Source organism: Bacillus sp. BS1807G30, from assembly GCF_040047675.1.
Lineage (GTDB): Bacteria > Bacillota > Bacilli > Bacillales > Bacillaceae > Bacillus > Bacillus altitudinis.
In genome coordinates this window covers 88,283-109,263 of sequence record NZ_CP157353.1, presented here as the reverse complement: position 1 = coordinate 109,263, position 20,981 = coordinate 88,283, and the positions used below count along the sequence as shown (strand labels likewise).

Here is a 20,981-nt window from a genome sequence, read left to right as displayed (position 1 = left end):
TTAGTTCGTAGCAGCCGTTGCTTTTACGACAATTTCTCCATCTTCTACATCTAATACGATATGTTGGCCCTTTTCAATATTGCCTTTCAGCAATTCCTCAGAAAGTCGATCCTCGACGTGCTTTTGAATCGCTCTTCTTAGCGGACGAGCACCATACTCAAGATCTACGCCTTCGTCGGCAATCTTGGCTTTTGCTGCTTCCGTCAATTCAATTGAAAGGTCCTGCTCTTTTAGTCGTTTTGTCAATTGATCAGACATGAGAGACACAATCTCTTTTAGATGTTTCTTTTCGAGTGAGTGGAAGACAATGATTTCATCAATACGGTTGATGAACTCCGGTCTAAACGCACGTTTCAACTCACCCATTACTTTGCCTTTCATATCTTTGTAATTTTGACTTTCATCCTGCACGTTAAAGCCAACATATTTATTGCGCTTCAGCTCACTAGCTCCAACGTTTGAAGTCATAATCAAAATCGTATTTCTAAAGTCAACAGTACGACCTTTAGAATCAGTGAGACGACCATCTTCTAACACTTGAAGTAAGATGTTAAACACATCAGGGTGCGCCTTTTCAATCTCATCTAGAAGCACGACAGAATACGGCTTTCTTCTCACTTTTTCAGTCAGCTGACCGCCCTCATCATAGCCCACATAGCCTGGAGGTGATCCAACAAGTCTTGAAGTCGAGTGTTTTTCCATGTACTCGGACATATCAATACGAATCATCGCTTCTTCATCACCGAAGATAGACTCAGCGAGTGCTCTTGCAAGCTCAGTCTTACCAACACCTGTTGGCCCTAAGAAAATAAAGGAGCCAATCGGACGTTTCGGATCTTTTAGTCCAGCACGGGCACGTCTTACAGCTTTTGCAACAGCAACAACTGCTTCATCCTGTCCAATGACGCGAGAGTGGAGCAATTGTTCCATGTTCAGGAGCTTATCTGTTTCTGTTTGAGCAATTTTCGAAACAGGTACACCCGTCCAGCTAGAAACAACCATTGCGATATCATCAACAGAAACCTCTGAATTCTCTTGTCCCTGCTTTTCTTTCCAAGATTTCTTCGTCACTTCTACCTTTTCGCGCAAACGTTGCTCCGTATCACGAAGAGAAGCGGCTTTTTCAAATTCTTGACTTTGAACAGCTGCATCCTTTTCTTTGCGTACTTCATCCAGCTTTTGCTCAAGTTCCTTTAGGTTAGGTGGTGTTGTGAAAGAACGTAAGCGAACTTTTGAACCTGCCTCATCAATTAAGTCGATCGCCTTATCTGGAAGGAAACGATCGGAGATATAACGATCAGAAAGCTTTACCGCCGCCTCAATGGCTTCATCTGTAATAGATACACGGTGATGTGCTTCATAACGGTCTCTAAGCCCTCTTAAAATTTGAATACTTTCATCAACAGACGGCTGATCCACTTGAATTGGCTGGAATCGACGTTCAAGTGCAGCATCTTTTTCAATATATTTACGGTACTCATCTAACGTTGTTGCCCCGATACATTGAAGCTCACCACGTGCTAAAGATGGTTTTAGAATATTAGAGGCATCAATCGCACCCTCTGCTCCACCTGCACCAATCAGTGTATGAAGTTCATCAATGAAGAGAATGATATTTCCAGCCTGACGGATTTCGTCCATGACTTTTTTCAAACGATCCTCGAATTCACCACGATATTTCGTTCCCGCTACAACGGTTCCCATATCAAGTGTCATGACTCGTTTATCACGCAGAATTTCAGGCACTTCGTTGTGAATAATTTGCTGTGCGAGGCCTTCTGCGATCGCTGTTTTACCAACACCAGGCTCCCCAATCAAGACAGGGTTATTCTTTGTTCTTCTACTTAGTACCTCAATGACACGCTGAATTTCTTTGCTGCGGCCAATCACAGGGTCCAAGCTGTCCTCTTTCGCAATAGCCGTTAAGTCTCTTGCCAAGCTATCTAAAGTTGGTGTATTGGCATTGCTATTAGATCCTGCTGCAGATGCACCCGTTTCATTGCTGCCTAGAAGCTGCAATACTTGCTGGCGTGCTTTATTTAAGCTCACTCCGAGGTTATTTAAGACACGGGCAGCTACACCCTCTCCCTCACGAATAAGACCTAAAAGAATATGTTCTGTCCCTACATAGGAATGACCAAGCTTTCTCGCTTCATCCATAGAAAGCTCCGTAACCTTCTTCGCTCTAGGTGTGTAATGAGGAATAGCTTGAGACACCTCTTGCCCTCTTCCAATCAAGCTCTCGACTTCTTTTTGGATTTTATCTGAAACAAGGCCCAGTGCTTCTAATGCTTTTGCGGCGATGCCCTCACCTTCACGTACAAGACCAAGTAAAATATGCTCTGTTCCGATGTTCTTATGGCCTAGGCGAATGGCTTCTTCTTGTGCAAGTGCTAATACCTTTTGAGCTCTTTCAGTGAATCTTCCAAACATCATATCGTTTCATCCTCCTGTCCATTCCTATGCATTTCTAAGCGCAGCCTTTCTCTAATAATTGCTGCTCGTTTTATATCTCTTTCATTTGGTTCCAAGGCTCCTCCTGAATATTGCTGAAGGAAGCCAGGCTGTGTCAAAATCATGAGTTCATTCAGTATATTACTTGAAAGCCCCTTAATGATACCTAAATCAATTCCAAGTCGCACATCTGACAAACACTTAGCCGTTTCCTTAGATTCAATCATGCGGCAATTAGCCAAAATCCCCAAGGAACGGTACACTCTGTCTTCAAGTTCAATTTTAGACGTCTGATATAATGCCTTACGTGCAGATCGCTCTTGTTCAATGAGCTGCGCCGTCACACTATTCAAGTCATCTACAATATCTTCTTCTGATTGACCCAGTGTCATTTGATTTGAAATTTGAAAGATGTTTCCTATTGCTTCGCTACCCTCACCATAAATTCCTCTGACCACAAGACCTAATTGATTAATTGCAGGAATAATGCGATTCATTTGTCTTGTCAGGGCTAATGCTGGTAAGTGCATCATGACTGAAGCCCTAATACCTGTACCTACATTGGTTGGACAGCTCGTTAAGTATCCTCGCTTTTCAGAAAACGCATAATCCACTTGCTCTTCAATCCAGTCATCTATTTGGTTAGCTGCTTTTAGTGCATTGGCCAGCTGAAATCCTGGGAACAAGCATTGAATACGAATATGGTCTTCCTCATTCAGCATGACACTGATTTCTTCATTTTCTGAAAGCAAACAGCCGCCAAATCTTGATTCTGCTAAATTGGGGCTAATCAAATGCTTTTCAACAAGTACCCTTTTAGCCAAAGGCTGCGTTTCATTCATTCGAATCAGAACAAAGTTTCCAATGTCCTTCACTTCCTGGCTCACAAACTTTTGCTCGAATTGCTGAAGAACAGCTTCAGCCTCCTCTTGAGAAAACTGAGTTGGGAAACGAACATGCTCTAGGTTGCGTGCCAACCGAATACGACTGCTTAGAACAATGTCACTTTCTGGTCCTTTCTGTTTCATCCATTGACTTAATGCGTCTTGAATAAAATGCTGGAGCGACATGTCGTTAATCTCCCTCCCTCTGCTGAGATTGCTCATGCTCTAATGCACGAATTTGATCTCGAACTTCCGCTGCTTTTTCAAACTCTTCCTGTTCAATTAGCTGCTTTAGTTCTTGCTGCATTAACTCAAGTTTCCGGCGAACATGCAGACTGCCGGCAATCCGTTTAGGGACTTTTCCATTATGGACTGTATTTCCACTATGGACTTTCCTTAAAACAGGATTTAAATACTGATCAAAGGTTCGATAACATTCTGCACAGCCAAAACGGCCTGTTTTCCTGAATTGCTGAAAAGTTAAGCCACACTTAGGACATTGATCCACTTCTCTTGCCTCTTGAAAAATAGATGATCCTTTATTCGCACTTGTGGTAAAGCTAGGATCAATATTCAATAAGCCTGATAATAAGTTGTGAATCGAGAAACCTTGGTTTCCACTCATAGCATATGAATCACTGTTTTCTTTTGCACATTGTTCACATATGTGCATTTCTTGTTTTTCTCCATTTATTACTTTCGTAAAGTGAAAAGTGGCTGGTCTCTCATTGCATTCTTGACAAATCAATCTTTTCACCCGCTTTACTTTAATTTCAAAGCATTTAACATCGCTTTCATCATCCGAGCCCGCAGTTCATCTCGTTCAGGTAAATCAATGTGTAAAACAGAACGGTCCATGACACTAATCATCATCTTTGCTTCTCTTTCAGATAAAATGTTGTTCTCAACAAGACGCATGATGATATGATCAGATGCAGCCTGTGATAAACGATGATATATTTGGGAAATAATGTTGTTCAATAAATCGACTTCATCATTCATTTTGACTTTAATGATACGGATATAGCCACCGCCGCCACGCTTACTTTCGACGATATAACCTCTTTCGCTCGTAAAGCGTGTATTGATAACATAGTTAATTTGTGAAGGTACGCATTGAAACTTATCTGCAATTTCATTGCGTTTAATTTCTAATATTTCTCGACCATTCTGATCCAAGACTTCCTTCAAATACTGCTCGATGATATCAGAAATATTTTGTGCCACTCCGCCTCCTCCTCCATTGACTTTGACTATATTTGACTTTAATCTTACTATAAATTTTTTCGATCGATTTTTCAAGATAATCGCTCAACTAACAATATTATTTCCACATTTATCTGGTGCCAAACGTCCCAAAAACACAAAAAAGACCAGTTCCGACTGGAACTGATCCTTTGAAAAGCTTGGCGGCGTCCTACTCTCACAGGGGGAAACCCCCAACTACCATCGGCGCTGAAGAGCTTAACTTCCGTGTTCGGTATGGGAACGGGTGTGACCTCTTCGCTATCGCCACCAAACCTGATGGAGAGAATGTTCTCTCAAAACTAGATAACAATGTTCATTTTTCACATTAGAATATAGGTTAAGTCCTCGATCTATTAGTATCTGTCAGCTCCACGTGTCACCACGCTTCCACCTCAGACCTATCAACCTGATCATCTTTCAGGGATCTTACTTCCTTGCGGAATGGGAAATCTCATCTTGAGGGGGGCTTCATGCTTAGATGCTTTCAGCACTTATCCCGTCCGCACATAGCTACCCAGCGATGCCCTTGGCAGAACAACTGGTACACCAGCGGTGCGTCCATCCCGGTCCTCTCGTACTAAGGACAGCTCCTCTCAAATTTCCTGCGCCCGCGACGGATAGGGACCGAACTGTCTCACGACGTTCTGAACCCAGCTCGCGTACCGCTTTAATGGGCGAACAGCCCAACCCTTGGGACCGACTACAGCCCCAGGATGCGATGAGCCGACATCGAGGTGCCAAACCTCCCCGTCGATGTGGACTCTTGGGGGAGATAAGCCTGTTATCCCCGGGGTAGCTTTTATCCGTTGAGCGATGGCCCTTCCATGCGGAACCACCGGATCACTAAGCCCGACTTTCGTCCCTGCTCGACTTGTAGGTCTCGCAGTCAAGCTCCCTTGTGCCTTTACACTCTGCGAATGATTTCCAACCATTCTGAGGGAACCTTTGGGCGCCTCCGTTACATTTTAGGAGGCGACCGCCCCAGTCAAACTGCCCACCTGACACTGTCTCCCTGCCCGATAAGGGCAGCGGGTTAGAAGGTCAATACAGCCAGGGTAGTATCCCACCGATGCCTCCACCGAAGCTAGCGCTCCGGTTTCCAAGGCTCCTACCTATCCTGTACAAGCTGTACCAACATTCAATATCAGGCTGCAGTAAAGCTCCACGGGGTCTTTCCGTCCTGTCGCGGGTAACCTGCATCTTCACAGGTACTATAATTTCACCGAGTCTCTCGTTGAGACAGTGCCCAGATCGTTGCGCCTTTCGTGCGGGTCGGAACTTACCCGACAAGGAATTTCGCTACCTTAGGACCGTTATAGTTACGGCCGCCGTTTACTGGGGCTTCAATTCGCACCTTCGCTTACGCTAAGCGCTCCTCTTAACCTTCCAGCACCGGGCAGGCGTCAGCCCCTATACTTCGCCTTACGGCTTCGCAGAGACCTGTGTTTTTGCTAAACAGTCGCCTGGGCCTATTCACTGCGGCTTCTCGGGGCTTTAACACCCTAAGAAGCACCCCTTCTCCCGAAGTTACGGGGTCATTTTGCCGAGTTCCTTAACGAGAGTTCTCTCGATCACCTTAGGATTCTCTCCTCGCCTACCTGTGTCGGTTTGCGGTACGGGCACCTCTCACCTCGCTAGAGGCTTTTCTTGGCAGTGTGGAATCAGGAACTTCGCTACTAAATTTCGCTCGCCATCACAGCTCAGCCTTCACGGGAAACGGATTTGCCTATTTCCCAGCCTAACTGCTTGGACGCGGATATCCAATACCGCGCTTACCCTATCCTCCTGCGTCCCCCCATTGCTCAAATGGTGAGGAGGTGGTACAGGAATATCAACCTGTTGTCCATCGCCTACGCCTTTCGGCCTCGGCTTAGGTCCCGACTAACCCTGAGCGGACGAGCCTTCCTCAGGAAACCTTAGGCATTCGGTGGACGGGATTCTCACCCGTCTTTCGCTACTCATACCGGCATTCTCACTTCTAAGCGCTCCACCAGTCCTTCCGGTCTGACTTCACTGCACTTAGAACGCTCTCCTACCACTGTTCGTAAGAACAGTCCGCAGCTTCGGTGATACGTTTAGCCCCGGTACATTTTCGGCGCAGAGTCACTCGACCAGTGAGCTATTACGCACTCTTTAAATGGTGGCTGCTTCTAAGCCAACATCCTGGTTGTCTAAGCAACTCCACATCCTTTTCCACTTAACGTATACTTTGGGACCTTAGCTGGCGGTCTGGGCTGTTTCCCTTTCGACTACGGATCTTATCACTCGCAGTCTGACTCCCAAGGATAAGTCATCGGCATTCGGAGTTTGACTGAATTCGGTAACCCGGTAGGGGCCCCTAGTCCAATCAGTGCTCTACCTCCGAGACTCTTACCTTGAGGCTAGCCCTAAAGCTATTTCGGAGAGAACCAGCTATCTCCAGGTTCGATTGGCATTTCACCCCTACCCACACCTCATCCCCGCACTTTTCAACGTGCGTGGGTTCGGGCCTCCATTCAGTGTTACCTGAACTTCACCCTGGACATGGGTAGATCACCTGGTTTCGGGTCTACGACCACGTACTCATGCGCCCTATTCAGACTCGCTTTCGCTGCGGCTCCGCATCTTCTGCTTAACCTTGCACGGGATCGTAACTCGCCGGTTCATTCTACAAAAGGCACGCCATCACCCGTTAACGGGCTCTGACTACTTGTAGGCACACGGTTTCAGGATCTATTTCACTCCCCTTCCGGGGTGCTTTTCACCTTTCCCTCACGGTACTGGTTCACTATCGGTCACTAGGGAGTATTTAGCCTTGGGAGATGGTCCTCCCGGATTCCGACGGAATTTCACGTGTTCCGCCGTACTCAGGATCCACTCTGGAGAGAACAACATTTCAGTTACAGGGCTGTTACCTTCTTTGGCGGGCCTTTCCAGACCTCTTCGCTTATATCGTTCCTTTGTAACTCCGTATAGAGTGTCCTACAACCCCAAGAGGCAAGCCTCTTGGTTTGGGCTGTTCCCGTTTCGCTCGCCGCTACTCAGGGAATCGCATTTGCTTTCTCTTCCTCCGGGTACTTAGATGTTTCAGTTCCCCGGGTATGCCTTCTCATACTCTATGTATTCAAGTATGGATACTACTCCATTACGAGCAGTGGGTTTCCCCATTCGGAAATCTCCGGATCAAAGCTTGCTTACAGCTCCCCGAAGCATATCGGTGTTCGTCCCGTCCTTCATCGGCTCCTAGTGCCAAGGCATCCACCGTGCGCCCTTTCTAACTTAACCATTTCTTACTTTAGAAAGAATCACTATGTGTGATGAACTTTGCATTGCATTCAATGTGAATGTATTACTTATTGTTATCTAGTTTTCAAAGAACAATCCTGTCTCGCTAGAGACATGTTTGAAGGAATGATCCTTCAAAACTAAACAAGACGAAAAACGTACGCTGCTCCATATATCCTTAGAAAGGAGGTGATCCAGCCGCACCTTCCGATACGGCTACCTTGTTACGACTTCACCCCAATCATCTGCCCCACCTTCGGCGGCTGGCTCCATAAAGGTTACCTCACCGACTTCGGGTGTTGCAAACTCTCGTGGTGTGACGGGCGGTGTGTACAAGGCCCGGGAACGTATTCACCGCGGCATGCTGATCCGCGATTACTAGCGATTCCAGCTTCACGCAGTCGAGTTGCAGACTGCGATCCGAACTGAGAACAGATTTGTGGGATTGGCTAAACCTTGCGGTCTCGCAGCCCTTTGTTCTGTCCATTGTAGCACGTGTGTAGCCCAGGTCATAAGGGGCATGATGATTTGACGTCATCCCCACCTTCCTCCGGTTTGTCACCGGCAGTCACCTTAGAGTGCCCAACTGAATGCTGGCAACTAAGATCAAGGGTTGCGCTCGTTGCGGGACTTAACCCAACATCTCACGACACGAGCTGACGACAACCATGCACCACCTGTCACTCTGTCCCCGAAGGGAAAGCCCTATCTCTAGGGTTGTCAGAGGATGTCAAGACCTGGTAAGGTTCTTCGCGTTGCTTCGAATTAAACCACATGCTCCACCGCTTGTGCGGGCCCCCGTCAATTCCTTTGAGTTTCAGTCTTGCGACCGTACTCCCCAGGCGGAGTGCTTAATGCGTTAGCTGCAGCACTAAGGGGCGGAAACCCCCTAACACTTAGCACTCATCGTTTACGGCGTGGACTACCAGGGTATCTAATCCTGTTCGCTCCCCACGCTTTCGCTCCTCAGCGTCAGTTACAGACCAGAGAGTCGCCTTCGCCACTGGTGTTCCTCCACATCTCTACGCATTTCACCGCTACACGTGGAATTCCACTCTCCTCTTCTGCACTCAAGTTTCCCAGTTTCCAATGACCCTCCCCGGTTGAGCCGGGGGCTTTCACATCAGACTTAAGAAACCGCCTGCGAGCCCTTTACGCCCAATAATTCCGGACAACGCTTGCCACCTACGTATTACCGCGGCTGCTGGCACGTAGTTAGCCGTGGCTTTCTGGTTAGGTACCGTCAAGGTGCAAGCAGTTACTCTTGCACTTGTTCTTCCCTAACAACAGAGCTTTACGATCCGAAAACCTTCATCACTCACGCGGCGTTGCTCCGTCAGACTTTCGTCCATTGCGGAAGATTCCCTACTGCTGCCTCCCGTAGGAGTCTGGGCCGTGTCTCAGTCCCAGTGTGGCCGATCACCCTCTCAGGTCGGCTACGCATCGTCGCCTTGGTGAGCCGTTACCTCACCAACTAGCTAATGCGCCGCGGGTCCATCTGTAAGTGACAGCCGAAACCGTCTTTCATCCTTGAACCATGCGGTTCAAGGAACTATCCGGTATTAGCTCCGGTTTCCCGGAGTTATCCCAGTCTTACAGGCAGGTTACCCACGTGTTACTCACCCGTCCGCCGCTAACATCCGGGAGCAAGCTCCCTTCTGTCCGCTCGACTTGCATGTATTAGGCACGCCGCCAGCGTTCGTCCTGAGCCAGGATCAAACTCTCCGAAAAAGTACAAAACCGAAGTTTTGTTTTTCGTCAGCGTTTGACTGACTACCTATGAAGTATCATAGGATTTTTTTATAAAAACTCGAATTAACAGGTACGTTTTGTCTTGTTTAGTTTTCAAAGATCATATTGGTGGAGCCTAGCGGGATCGAACCGCTGACCTCCTGCGTGCAAGGCAGGCGCTCTCCCAGCTGAGCTAAGGCCCCATAAAAGATGGTCGGGAAGACAGGATTCGAACCTGCGACCCCTTGGTCCCAAACCAAGTGCTCTACCAAGCTGAGCTACTTCCCGATCTTAATGGCGCGCCCGAGAGGAGTCGAACCCCTAACCTTTTGATCCGTAGTCAAACGCTCTATCCAATTGAGCTACGGGCGCTTATTTTATAATGCCGAGGGCCGGACTTGAACCGGCACGGTAGTCACCTACCGCAGGATTTTAAGTCCTGTGTGTCTGCCAATTCCACCACCCCGGCGTGGATGGTATAAGCGGAAGACGGGATTCGAACCCGCGACCCCCACCTTGGCAAGGTGGTGTTCTACCACTGAACTACTTCCGCATTACAGGATTTCTTTATGTTGTTTGGCAATGCGGGTGAAGGGACTTGAACCCCCACGTCATAAAGACACTAGATCCTAAGTCTAGCGCGTCTGCCAATTCCGCCACACCCGCATGAAAATGGTGAGCCATGAAGGACTCGAACCTTCGACCCTCTGATTAAAAGTCAGATGCTCTACCAACTGAGCTAATGGCTCGCTTTTAAAGCGACTTGTCTATCTTACCATATGAAAGTGGTGCCGGCAAGAGGACTTGAACCCCCAACCTACTGATTACAAGTCAGTTGCTCTACCAGTTGAGCTACACCGGCTTTATCTATCCTAACATTATGTAAGAATAAATATGGTGGAGGATGACGGGCTCGAACCGCCGACCCTCTGCTTGTAAGGCAGATGCTCTCCCAGCTGAGCTAATCCTCCATATTGTGTCGTTTCGAATGTCTCTCGATCTGACAAATAGTATTATATAACGATAAGATATTGTTTGTAAAGACTTTTTTAAAATAATTTTCGAATTTATTTTAAATCTGTTTTTTAAAACCTTTTCGTTAAGGCACCTAAAGAAGTTTACCACTTGTTTCTTCATTTTAAAAGTCTTTTTTTCATTTTTTTATGTTTTTTTGTTAAAAAGGGCATTAATAGCGCTTTTTCAATGTAAAAACAGCTCTTTTAAAGCTGAAAAATGTTTGTTTTATTCCTTATATCCTCAGATAACGTGCATTTAGAAACGAATTTTTTTATTATTTTATTTTTCCGAGAAACCATTTTTGTATAATTGCTTTATATTAAATTGATCATGGTCATTTTCCAAAAAATCGTCTCAATGTTCCCTTGCCTCATCAAACATTGAGGTACTTAACTCAAATCTCCTTCCTCTCTCATTAGCAATCCAAGATGTCATTTGCTCTCTTATGTAGGTTTCAATGATCTAGCAGCAAGCGCAGTTCGCTACATATGGTTGCCAGAGGAGAAGATCCTTTTTAGATATGTTGACTCTTAGCAAGATGAGCGAGCGACGAGATTAGATGATAAGAATATTATAGAATGTCTAGAATGCCAGTGAAGGGGATGAAATGAATGAGTTATTGAGAATGTAGTGAAAGACCATTATTTTCATTATAAATAGATATATCATTTATTGAAACACAAAAAAGACCAGTTCCGACTGGAACTGATCCTTTGAAAAGCTTGGCGGCGTCCTACTCTCACAGGGGGAAACCCCCAACTACCATCGGCGCTGAAGAGCTTAACTTCCGTGTTCGGTATGGGAACGGGTGTGACCTCTTCGCTATCGCCACCAAACCTGATGGAGAGAATGTTCTCTCAAAACTAGATAACAATGTTCATTTTTCACATTAGAATATAGGTTAAGTCCTCGATCTATTAGTATCTGTCAGCTCCACGTGTCACCACGCTTCCACCTCAGACCTATCAACCTGATCATCTTTCAGGGATCTTACTTCCTTGCGGAATGGGAAATCTCATCTTGAGGGGGGCTTCATGCTTAGATGCTTTCAGCACTTATCCCGTCCGCACATAGCTACCCAGCGATGCCCTTGGCAGAACAACTGGTACACCAGCGGTGCGTCCATCCCGGTCCTCTCGTACTAAGGACAGCTCCTCTCAAATTTCCTGCGCCCGCGACGGATAGGGACCGAACTGTCTCACGACGTTCTGAACCCAGCTCGCGTACCGCTTTAATGGGCGAACAGCCCAACCCTTGGGACCGACTACAGCCCCAGGATGCGATGAGCCGACATCGAGGTGCCAAACCTCCCCGTCGATGTGGACTCTTGGGGGAGATAAGCCTGTTATCCCCGGGGTAGCTTTTATCCGTTGAGCGATGGCCCTTCCATGCGGAACCACCGGATCACTAAGCCCGACTTTCGTCCCTGCTCGACTTGTAGGTCTCGCAGTCAAGCTCCCTTGTGCCTTTACACTCTGCGAATGATTTCCAACCATTCTGAGGGAACCTTTGGGCGCCTCCGTTACATTTTAGGAGGCGACCGCCCCAGTCAAACTGCCCACCTGACACTGTCTCCCTGCCCGATAAGGGCAGCGGGTTAGAAGGTCAATACAGCCAGGGTAGTATCCCACCGATGCCTCCACCGAAGCTAGCGCTCCGGTTTCCAAGGCTCCTACCTATCCTGTACAAGCTGTACCAACATTCAATATCAGGCTGCAGTAAAGCTCCACGGGGTCTTTCCGTCCTGTCGCGGGTAACCTGCATCTTCACAGGTACTATAATTTCACCGAGTCTCTCGTTGAGACAGTGCCCAGATCGTTGCGCCTTTCGTGCGGGTCGGAACTTACCCGACAAGGAATTTCGCTACCTTAGGACCGTTATAGTTACGGCCGCCGTTTACTGGGGCTTCAATTCGCACCTTCGCTTACGCTAAGCGCTCCTCTTAACCTTCCAGCACCGGGCAGGCGTCAGCCCCTATACTTCGCCTTACGGCTTCGCAGAGACCTGTGTTTTTGCTAAACAGTCGCCTGGGCCTATTCACTGCGGCTTCTCGGGGCTTTAACACCCTAAGAAGCACCCCTTCTCCCGAAGTTACGGGGTCATTTTGCCGAGTTCCTTAACGAGAGTTCTCTCGATCACCTTAGGATTCTCTCCTCGCCTACCTGTGTCGGTTTGCGGTACGGGCACCTCTCACCTCGCTAGAGGCTTTTCTTGGCAGTGTGGAATCAGGAACTTCGCTACTAAATTTCGCTCGCCATCACAGCTCAGCCTTCACGGGAAACGGATTTGCCTATTTCCCAGCCTAACTGCTTGGACGCGGATATCCAATACCGCGCTTACCCTATCCTCCTGCGTCCCCCCATTGCTCAAATGGTGAGGAGGTGGTACAGGAATATCAACCTGTTGTCCATCGCCTACGCCTTTCGGCCTCGGCTTAGGTCCCGACTAACCCTGAGCGGACGAGCCTTCCTCAGGAAACCTTAGGCATTCGGTGGACGGGATTCTCACCCGTCTTTCGCTACTCATACCGGCATTCTCACTTCTAAGCGCTCCACCAGTCCTTCCGGTCTGACTTCACTGCACTTAGAACGCTCTCCTACCACTGTTCGTAAGAACAGTCCGCAGCTTCGGTGATACGTTTAGCCCCGGTACATTTTCGGCGCAGAGTCACTCGACCAGTGAGCTATTACGCACTCTTTAAATGGTGGCTGCTTCTAAGCCAACATCCTGGTTGTCTAAGCAACTCCACATCCTTTTCCACTTAACGTATACTTTGGGACCTTAGCTGGCGGTCTGGGCTGTTTCCCTTTCGACTACGGATCTTATCACTCGCAGTCTGACTCCCAAGGATAAGTCATCGGCATTCGGAGTTTGACTGAATTCGGTAACCCGGTAGGGGCCCCTAGTCCAATCAGTGCTCTACCTCCGAGACTCTTACCTTGAGGCTAGCCCTAAAGCTATTTCGGAGAGAACCAGCTATCTCCAGGTTCGATTGGCATTTCACCCCTACCCACACCTCATCCCCGCACTTTTCAACGTGCGTGGGTTCGGGCCTCCATTCAGTGTTACCTGAACTTCACCCTGGACATGGGTAGATCACCTGGTTTCGGGTCTACGACCACGTACTCATGCGCCCTATTCAGACTCGCTTTCGCTGCGGCTCCGCATCTTCTGCTTAACCTTGCACGGGATCGTAACTCGCCGGTTCATTCTACAAAAGGCACGCCATCACCCGTTAACGGGCTCTGACTACTTGTAGGCACACGGTTTCAGGATCTATTTCACTCCCCTTCCGGGGTGCTTTTCACCTTTCCCTCACGGTACTGGTTCACTATCGGTCACTAGGGAGTATTTAGCCTTGGGAGATGGTCCTCCCGGATTCCGACGGAATTTCACGTGTTCCGCCGTACTCAGGATCCACTCTGGAGAGAACAACATTTCAGTTACAGGGCTGTTACCTTCTTTGGCGGGCCTTTCCAGACCTCTTCGCTTATATCGTTCCTTTGTAACTCCGTATAGAGTGTCCTACAACCCCAAGAGGCAAGCCTCTTGGTTTGGGCTGTTCCCGTTTCGCTCGCCGCTACTCAGGGAATCGCATTTGCTTTCTCTTCCTCCGGGTACTTAGATGTTTCAGTTCCCCGGGTATGCCTTCTCATACTCTATGTATTCAAGTATGGATACTACTCCATTACGAGCAGTGGGTTTCCCCATTCGGAAATCTCCGGATCAAAGCTTGCTTACAGCTCCCCGAAGCATATCGGTGTTCGTCCCGTCCTTCATCGGCTCCTAGTGCCAAGGCATCCACCGTGCGCCCTTTCTAACTTAACCATTTCTTACTTTAGAAAGAATCACTATGTGTGATGAACTTTGCATTGCATTCAATGTGAATGTATTACTTATTGTTATCTAGTTTTCAAAGAACAATCCTGTCTCGCTAGAGACATGTTTGAAGGAATGATCCTTCAAAACTAAACAAGACGAAAAACGTACGCTGCTCCATATATCCTTAGAAAGGAGGTGATCCAGCCGCACCTTCCGATACGGCTACCTTGTTACGACTTCACCCCAATCATCTGCCCCACCTTCGGCGGCTGGCTCCATAAAGGTTACCTCACCGACTTCGGGTGTTGCAAACTCTCGTGGTGTGACGGGCGGTGTGTACAAGGCCCGGGAACGTATTCACCGCGGCATGCTGATCCGCGATTACTAGCGATTCCAGCTTCACGCAGTCGAGTTGCAGACTGCGATCCGAACTGAGAACAGATTTGTGGGATTGGCTAAACCTTGCGGTCTCGCAGCCCTTTGTTCTGTCCATTGTAGCACGTGTGTAGCCCAGGTCATAAGGGGCATGATGATTTGACGTCATCCCCACCTTCCTCCGGTTTGTCACCGGCAGTCACCTTAGAGTGCCCAACTGAATGCTGGCAACTAAGATCAAGGGTTGCGCTCGTTGCGGGACTTAACCCAACATCTCACGACACGAGCTGACGACAACCATGCACCACCTGTCACTCTGTCCCCGAAGGGAAAGCCCTATCTCTAGGGTTGTCAGAGGATGTCAAGACCTGGTAAGGTTCTTCGCGTTGCTTCGAATTAAACCACATGCTCCACCGCTTGTGCGGGCCCCCGTCAATTCCTTTGAGTTTCAGTCTTGCGACCGTACTCCCCAGGCGGAGTGCTTAATGCGTTAGCTGCAGCACTAAGGGGCGGAAACCCCCTAACACTTAGCACTCATCGTTTACGGCGTGGACTACCAGGGTATCTAATCCTGTTCGCTCCCCACGCTTTCGCTCCTCAGCGTCAGTTACAGACCAGAGAGTCGCCTTCGCCACTGGTGTTCCTCCACATCTCTACGCATTTCACCGCTACACGTGGAATTCCACTCTCCTCTTCTGCACTCAAGTTTCCCAGTTTCCAATGACCCTCCCCGGTTGAGCCGGGGGCTTTCACATCAGACTTAAGAAACCGCCTGCGAGCCCTTTACGCCCAATAATTCCGGACAACGCTTGCCACCTACGTATTACCGCGGCTGCTGGCACGTAGTTAGCCGTGGCTTTCTGGTTAGGTACCGTCAAGGTGCAAGCAGTTACTCTTGCACTTGTTCTTCCCTAACAACAGAGCTTTACGATCCGAAAACCTTCATCACTCACGCGGCGTTGCTCCGTCAGACTTTCGTCCATTGCGGAAGATTCCCTACTGCTGCCTCCCGTAGGAGTCTGGGCCGTGTCTCAGTCCCAGTGTGGCCGATCACCCTCTCAGGTCGGCTACGCATCGTCGCCTTGGTGAGCCGTTACCTCACCAACTAGCTAATGCGCCGCGGGTCCATCTGTAAGTGACAGCCGAAACCGTCTTTCATCCTTGAACCATGCGGTTCAAGGAACTATCCGGTATTAGCTCCGGTTTCCCGGAGTTATCCCAGTCTTACAGGCAGGTTACCCACGTGTTACTCACCCGTCCGCCGCTAACATCCGGGAGCAAGCTCCCTTCTGTCCGCTCGACTTGCATGTATTAGGCACGCCGCCAGCGTTCGTCCTGAGCCAGGATCAAACTCTCCGAAAAAGTACAAAACCGAAGTTTTGCTTTTCGCCAGTTTGACTGACTACCTATGATGTATCATAGGATTTTTTTATAAAAACTCGAATTAACAGGTACGTTTTGTCTTGTTTAGTTTTCAAAGATCATCTTCGTTATCGCCCGTAAGCGACTTTAATATCTTAACATTTCGCTTCGGTTGAAGTCAAGAACTTTTTTCATTTTCTTTTTTCAACCTCGTTGCTGTTTTGCGGCAACGAATAATAATATACCATCTGGATTCTTTTCTTGCAATAGTTTTTTTAAAAAAAGTTTCATTTTATGAAAAATAAAAAGCGCCACAGATCAAATGGCGCTTTTGTTGATGTATTAACGGTTTCTCATTTGCGGGAAAAGCAGTACATCTCTGATTGATGGAGAATTTGTTAGCAGCATGATTAATCGGTCGATACCGATTCCTAGTCCGCCTGTTGGCGGCATGCCATATTCTAATGCTTCAACAAAATCGTCATCCATGAGATGCGCTTCGTCATTTCCTTCTTCACGTTCTTTTAATTGAGCTTCAAAACGTTCTCTTTGGTCGATTGGATCATTCAGCTCGGTGAATGCATTTGCATGCTCGCGGCGCACGATGAATAGCTCAAAGCGGTCCGTGAAGCGCGGGTCTTCAGGATTTTTCTTAGCTAATGGAGAAATCTCGACTGGGTGCCCGTAAATAAAAGTAGGCTGAACCAGTGTTTCTTCTACTTTTTGCTCGAAGAACTCATTGATAATATGACCTACTGTCATGTTTTTTGTGATTTCAACACCGTGATCAGCAGCATGCTGTTTTGCTTCTTCTACAGACATCTCTTGCCAGAAGTCTACACCTGTCGCTTCTTTGACTGCTTCAACCATATGGAGTCTCTTCCATTCAGGTTTTAGATCAATTTCATCTTCTCCATATTGAATCGTTGTTGTTCCTAGTACCTCTTGGGCAATATGAGCAATCAAGTTTTCCGTTAGGTTCATGATATCTTTATAGTCTGCATATGCTTCATACAGCTCAATCATAGTAAATTCCGGGTTATGACGAGTTGAGACTCCTTCATTACGGAATACGCGGCCAATCTCATATACTTTCTCTAGACCACCGACAATCAGACGTTTTAAATGCAGCTCGATCGCAATACGCATATAAAGCGGCATATCAAGTGCATTGTGATGAGTAATGAAAGGACGAGCTGATGCACCACCAGGGATGCTATGCATTGTTGGTGTTTCAACTTCTAGGTATCCTTTTGAATCTAAGTATCTTCTCATTGATTGAATGATTTTGCTTCGCATGATGAACGTCTGCTTACTTTCTGGATTGACAATCAAGTCAAGGTAACGCTGACGATAGCGTTGTTCTACATCTTTTAGTCCGTGATATTTATCAGGGAGCGGGCGAAGTGCTTTTGTAAGAACCTCAAAGCTAGTCGCTTTAATTGAAAGTTCTCCTACATTCGTTTTAAATACGGTTCCCGTCACACCGATAATATCGCCTAGGTCTGAGCTTTTGAATAATTCGTAAGCTTCTTCTCCTACACTATCTTTACGTACATAGATTTGAATTTGTCCTTCTAAGTCTTGAATGTGTGCAAAGCCAGCTTTCCCTTTTCCGCGTTTTGTCATCATACGGCCAGCAATTGTTACTTGATCTGCTTTTTCTTCTAAGTCTTCTTTTGAAAACTCGTCATATTCAGCAATAATTTGTGCAGATTGATGAGAACGGTCATATCGTTCACCGAATGGATCGATACCCTCTTCTCTCATTTTATTCATTTTGTCACGTCTTACTTGGAATTGATCATTTAATTCTTCGTTATTAAGCCCTTCATTACTCATTTATATCACTCCAATAATGTATTTTGCAGAGAAAAGCAGAAAAACTGCCAGTACGTGCACTAGCAGTGAGCTACAAAAAGAAAGATAGTCTTATCCTACTTTTATTCTTTGAAGCTCTTTTGCCTCGGCTTCGATCGTAAAGTCATCTAGAACTTTTACAAGCGCCGCTCTCGTTTCACTTTGATTGATTTGGTTTCTTACTTCTGCATTGCCTCGGACACCTTTTAAGTACCATGCTGCATGTTTTCTCATCTCTCTGACAGCCACATGCTCGCCTTTCAGGTCTATGAGTCTGTCTAAGTGAAGTTTGCACACAGACATTTTCTCACGCACATTAGGCTCTTCTTTTAGTTCACCCGTTTCTAAATAATGAACCGTCCGGTAAATCATCCACGGGTTTCCTAGTGCGGCTCTTCCGATCATTACAGCATCCACACCTGTTTCATCAAGCATACGTTTTGCATCTTGAGGGGTTTTGACATCTCCATTCCCGATAACAGGAATTGATACAGATTGTTTCACTTCTTTCATGATATCCCAATTCGCCGTTCCTTCGTACATCTGTACACGGGTCCGTCCGTGAAGGGCAACGGCTTGTCCGCCTGCCCTTTCAACAGCACGGGCATTTTCGATAGCGAAAATATGGTCTTCGTCCCAGCCCATTCTCATTTTCACAGTAACAGGTTTATCTACAGCTTCTACGACTGCAGATACCATTTCGTAAATCTTGTTAGGATCCAGCAGCCATTTCGCTCCTGCGTCACATTTCGTGATCTTTGGTACAGGACATCCCATATTAATATCAATAATGTCCGCCGTTGTATTCTGGTCTACAAACTTGGCCGCTTCTACGAGCGTGTCCTTTTCTCCCCCAAATATCTGAAGGCTCAACGGTTTTTCACGTTCATCAATGTACAGCATGCCCATCGTTCTGGCATTATTAATCAAGATCGCTTTATCACTGACCATTTCAGCGCAGACTAAGCCTGCTCCAAATTCTTTCACAGTGAGTCTGAAAGCAGAGTTACACACACCAGCCATTGGTGCGAGCACTACTTTGTTTTTAATTTCGATATCTCCGATTTTAAACATCTTGTCCCCTCCTTTCTTCTTCAAGTATTGGTGAAAGTTCTTCCACCGTTATATTTAAAGCATCTGCTATTTGACCAACCATTTGGTTTGTTGGTAATCGATTGCCTCGCTCAATTTCCCCTAAGACAGAGACAGAGATGCCCAGTCTTTTGGCGAACCCTTCCTGAGTATACCCTTTTAGCTTTCGGTATGCACGAATTCTTCTACCCCACATGTCTTTTTCCATATGCTTACACCTTCTTGGTCTGTTACGGCGTTTATCTGGGCTTCGCCGATTTCTGGGCAAATCTCACTCATCGGAACAAGAACGAATAAACGTTCGTACATTCTAGGATGCGGCACTACAAGTTGTTCTGTTTCAATATTTTCACGATTATAAAGTAAAATGTCAAGGTCAGCTGTCCTCGGACCCCACCTCACTTCTCTTGTTCTGCCTAACTCCTGCTCAATGTTCTGAGTCAGTGATAGAAGTTCTTCAGGACGAAGCGAGGTGGAAATCTTCACAGCCATGTTCAAGAAGTCATCCTGATTCTCGTAACCTACAGGTGTTGTCTCATATATAGATGAAATGGATTCAACTTGAACACCTGGGTGTTCGTGAAGTTTTTTGACAGCTTCTTTTAAGTAGGTTTCCTTTTTTCCTATGTTTGAGCCTAAAGCGATATATGCTGTATTGTTCATGCGCGTGATCTCGTCATTTCAATAGCAACGGACTGATAGTGTCCTGGAATTGGCGGATCTGGTTTGATTACTTTTACTGTACATTCTTGAACTGTCGGAAAGTCCTTTAACACTTGGTTTGCAATTCTTTCTGTCAGCGTTTCAACGAGGTTCACCGGATCCCCTTCTACAATATTTTTGCAGATGTTGTAGAGCTCAGCATAGTTGATGGTCTCATTTAGGTCATCCGTTTGTCCTGCCTTACTTAAATCAAGTGAAGCTGTTAGGTCCACACGAAAGCGCTGGCCTAGTTTATTCTCTTCTGCAAATACACCGTGATAGCCGTAAAATTCCATTCCGTTTACATATACTTTATCGATGATAAGCGCCTCCTTTATTCAGCATGGCATCCATCATTTTTGCCATTCTTGCGATTTCTTTTACATCATGCACTCGGACCATCGCGCTGCCCTTTTGAATCCCAAGACAGACCGTCGCACCCGTTCCTTCAGTACGTTCTTCAGGCGGCAGGTCTAAAACTGCACCGATGAATCGTTTGCGGGATGTTGCTAGAAGCAGCGGATACCCAAGGTGGCAAAAATGTTCAAGTTCATTCATGACCATGAGGTTGTCAGTTTTATTTTTCGCAAATCCTACACCAGGGTCTAATATAATCATGTCATCACGGACACCCGCTTGTTTCACAATTTGAACACTTTCTTTCAGATCTGCAATCATATCTGAAATCAGATGGGTGTAATTCCGCTCTGGTCGATTGTGCATTAAGATGATTGGCACGTTGTGCTTCGCTGCCACATGCGCCATTTGAGGATCAGCTTTCGCCCCCCATACATCATTAATGATTGAGGCTCCTGCTTTCACTGCCTCATCTGCGACAGGGGCTTTATACGTATCAATAGAAATAGGTATGTCCAATTCTTTTGTGATCTTCTCAATGACAGGAATGACCCTTGAAAGCTCCTCTTGCTCTGAGACAAGTGCCGCCCCCGGCCGAGTCGATTCACCGCCAATATCAATAATATGCGCCCCATCTTCTATGAGCTGCGCTGCATGAGCCAGCGCTTTATCCATTTGATTGAATTTTCCTCCATCTGAAAAAGAGTCCGGTGTGACATTTAAAATGCCCATGACCAATGTCTTTTCTTCATAACTAAGGGTATGGTGCTTGGCTTGTATGATTTTAGGCTGTTTTATCAATTGTTGTGTCAT

Annotated in this window: 10 protein-coding genes, 9 tRNA genes and 6 rRNA genes; all 25 read right to left on the bottom strand. The window is 46.9% G+C overall.

The window, feature by feature from the left end; all coding sequences use genetic code 11:
• The 25 genes from clpC to folP all read right to left on the bottom strand — a co-directional run bounded on the left by clpC (position 1) and on the right by folP (position 20,981).
• Positions 1-2,436, bottom strand: a complete 2,436-nt coding sequence (gene clpC / locus ABG082_RS00585; protein ID WP_007496263.1) for an ATP-dependent protease ATP-binding subunit ClpC — start codon at positions 2,434-2,436, stop codon at positions 1-3.
• A complete protein-coding gene (locus ABG082_RS00580; RefSeq protein WP_017366451.1) occupies positions 2,433-3,524 on the bottom strand; it encodes a protein arginine kinase in 1,092 nt (363 codons plus the stop codon). Before ABG082_RS00580 ends, clpC begins: the two co-directional genes overlap by 4 nt.
• 4 nt (positions 3,525-3,528) lie before the next feature.
• Positions 3,529-4,086, bottom strand: coding sequence for a UvrB/UvrC motif-containing protein (locus tag ABG082_RS00575; RefSeq protein ID WP_007496258.1), 558 nt, complete (start codon positions 4,084-4,086; stop codon positions 3,529-3,531).
• Positions 4,087-4,100: 14 nt separating this feature from the next.
• Positions 4,101-4,565 carry a CtsR family transcriptional regulator gene (locus tag ABG082_RS00570; protein WP_003217184.1) on the bottom strand — a complete coding sequence of 155 codons (465 nt, stop codon included), beginning with the start codon at positions 4,563-4,565 and terminating at the stop codon, positions 4,101-4,103.
• Between the two features lie 177 nt (positions 4,566-4,742).
• A 5S ribosomal RNA gene (gene rrf / locus ABG082_RS00565) occupies positions 4,743-4,858 on the bottom strand.
• A 61-nt stretch (positions 4,859-4,919) separates the two neighbouring features.
• Positions 4,920-7,850, bottom strand: a 23S ribosomal RNA gene (locus tag ABG082_RS00560).
• Between the two features lie 182 nt (positions 7,851-8,032).
• Positions 8,033-9,581: ribosomal RNA gene (locus ABG082_RS00555) — 16S ribosomal RNA — on the bottom strand.
• Between the two features lie 127 nt (positions 9,582-9,708).
• Positions 9,709-9,784, bottom strand: a tRNA-Ala gene (locus ABG082_RS00550).
• Between the two features lie 8 nt (positions 9,785-9,792).
• Positions 9,793-9,869, bottom strand: a tRNA-Pro gene (locus ABG082_RS00545).
• 7 nt (positions 9,870-9,876) lie between these two features.
• Positions 9,877-9,953, bottom strand: a tRNA-Arg gene (locus ABG082_RS00540).
• An 11-nt stretch (positions 9,954-9,964) separates the two neighbouring features.
• Positions 9,965-10,050 (bottom strand) — tRNA-Leu (locus tag ABG082_RS00535).
• A 12-nt stretch (positions 10,051-10,062) separates the two neighbouring features.
• Positions 10,063-10,134: transfer RNA gene (locus tag ABG082_RS00530), tRNA-Gly, on the bottom strand.
• Between the two features lie 30 nt (positions 10,135-10,164).
• Positions 10,165-10,247: transfer RNA gene (locus tag ABG082_RS00525), tRNA-Leu, on the bottom strand.
• A 7-nt stretch (positions 10,248-10,254) separates the two neighbouring features.
• A tRNA-Lys gene (locus ABG082_RS00520) sits at positions 10,255-10,330 on the bottom strand.
• Positions 10,331-10,367: 37 nt separating this feature from the next.
• Positions 10,368-10,443 (bottom strand) — tRNA-Thr (locus ABG082_RS00515).
• 33 nt (positions 10,444-10,476) lie between these two features.
• Positions 10,477-10,552, bottom strand: a tRNA-Val gene (locus ABG082_RS00510).
• A gap of 766 nt (positions 10,553-11,318) precedes the next feature.
• Positions 11,319-11,434: ribosomal RNA gene (gene rrf, locus ABG082_RS00505) — 5S ribosomal RNA — on the bottom strand.
• 61 nt (positions 11,435-11,495) lie between these two features.
• Positions 11,496-14,426: ribosomal RNA gene (locus tag ABG082_RS00500) — 23S ribosomal RNA — on the bottom strand.
• Positions 14,427-14,608: 182 nt separating this feature from the next.
• Positions 14,609-16,157: ribosomal RNA gene (locus ABG082_RS00495) — 16S ribosomal RNA — on the bottom strand.
• The 16S, 23S and 5S rRNA genes sit together here with 9 tRNA genes alongside, the layout of an rRNA operon.
• Before the next feature lie 342 nt (positions 16,158-16,499).
• Positions 16,500-17,999: a lysine--tRNA ligase gene (gene lysS / locus ABG082_RS00490; protein ID WP_348936425.1), complete on the bottom strand. Its 1,500-nt coding sequence runs from the start codon at positions 17,997-17,999 to the stop codon at positions 16,500-16,502.
• A 90-nt stretch (positions 18,000-18,089) separates the two neighbouring features.
• Positions 18,090-19,091 (bottom strand): tRNA dihydrouridine synthase DusB, encoded by a 1,002-nt coding sequence (gene dusB / locus ABG082_RS00485; protein WP_348936424.1) that lies wholly within the window; start codon positions 19,089-19,091, stop codon positions 18,090-18,092.
• Entirely contained in the window at positions 19,084-19,317 is a 234-nt protein-coding gene (locus ABG082_RS00480) for a helix-turn-helix transcriptional regulator (protein ID WP_272512056.1), read from the bottom strand. The genes dusB and ABG082_RS00480 overlap by 8 nt, the downstream gene beginning before the upstream one ends.
• Positions 19,269-19,772, bottom strand: coding sequence for a 2-amino-4-hydroxy-6-hydroxymethyldihydropteridine diphosphokinase (folK, locus tag ABG082_RS00475; protein ID WP_007496156.1), 504 nt, complete (start codon positions 19,770-19,772; stop codon positions 19,269-19,271). Before folK ends, ABG082_RS00480 begins: the two co-directional genes overlap by 49 nt.
• Positions 19,769-20,131, bottom strand: a complete 363-nt coding sequence (folB, locus tag ABG082_RS00470) for a dihydroneopterin aldolase (protein WP_024719372.1) — start codon at positions 20,129-20,131, stop codon at positions 19,769-19,771. The genes folK and folB overlap by 4 nt, the downstream gene beginning before the upstream one ends.
• Positions 20,124-20,981, bottom strand: a complete 858-nt coding sequence (folP, locus tag ABG082_RS00465; protein WP_008341807.1) for a dihydropteroate synthase — start codon at positions 20,979-20,981, stop codon at positions 20,124-20,126. The genes folB and folP overlap by 8 nt, the downstream gene beginning before the upstream one ends.

What these genes read in the sequence shown, in the direction of transcription:
- folP (WP_008341807.1), bottom strand. Translation starts at nt 20,981, where the DNA reads ATGACACAACAATTGATAAAACAGCCTAAAATCATACAAGCCAAGCAC.
- dusB (WP_348936424.1), bottom strand. Translation starts at nt 19,091, where the DNA reads ATGTTTAAAATCGGAGATATCGAAATTAAAAACAAAGTAGTGCTCGCA.
- folK (WP_007496156.1), bottom strand. Translation starts at nt 19,772, where the DNA reads ATGAACAATACAGCATATATCGCTTTAGGCTCAAACATAGGAAAAAAG.
- lysS (WP_348936425.1), bottom strand. Translation starts at nt 17,999, where the DNA reads ATGAGTAATGAAGGGCTTAATAACGAAGAATTAAATGATCAATTCCAA.
- ABG082_RS00580 (WP_017366451.1), bottom strand. Translation starts at nt 3,524, where the DNA reads ATGTCGCTCCAGCATTTTATTCAAGACGCATTAAGTCAATGGATGAAA.
- clpC (WP_007496263.1), bottom strand. Translation starts at nt 2,436, where the DNA reads ATGATGTTTGGAAGATTCACTGAAAGAGCTCAAAAGGTATTAGCACTT.
- ABG082_RS00480 (WP_272512056.1), bottom strand. Translation starts at nt 19,317, where the DNA reads ATGGAAAAAGACATGTGGGGTAGAAGAATTCGTGCATACCGAAAGCTA.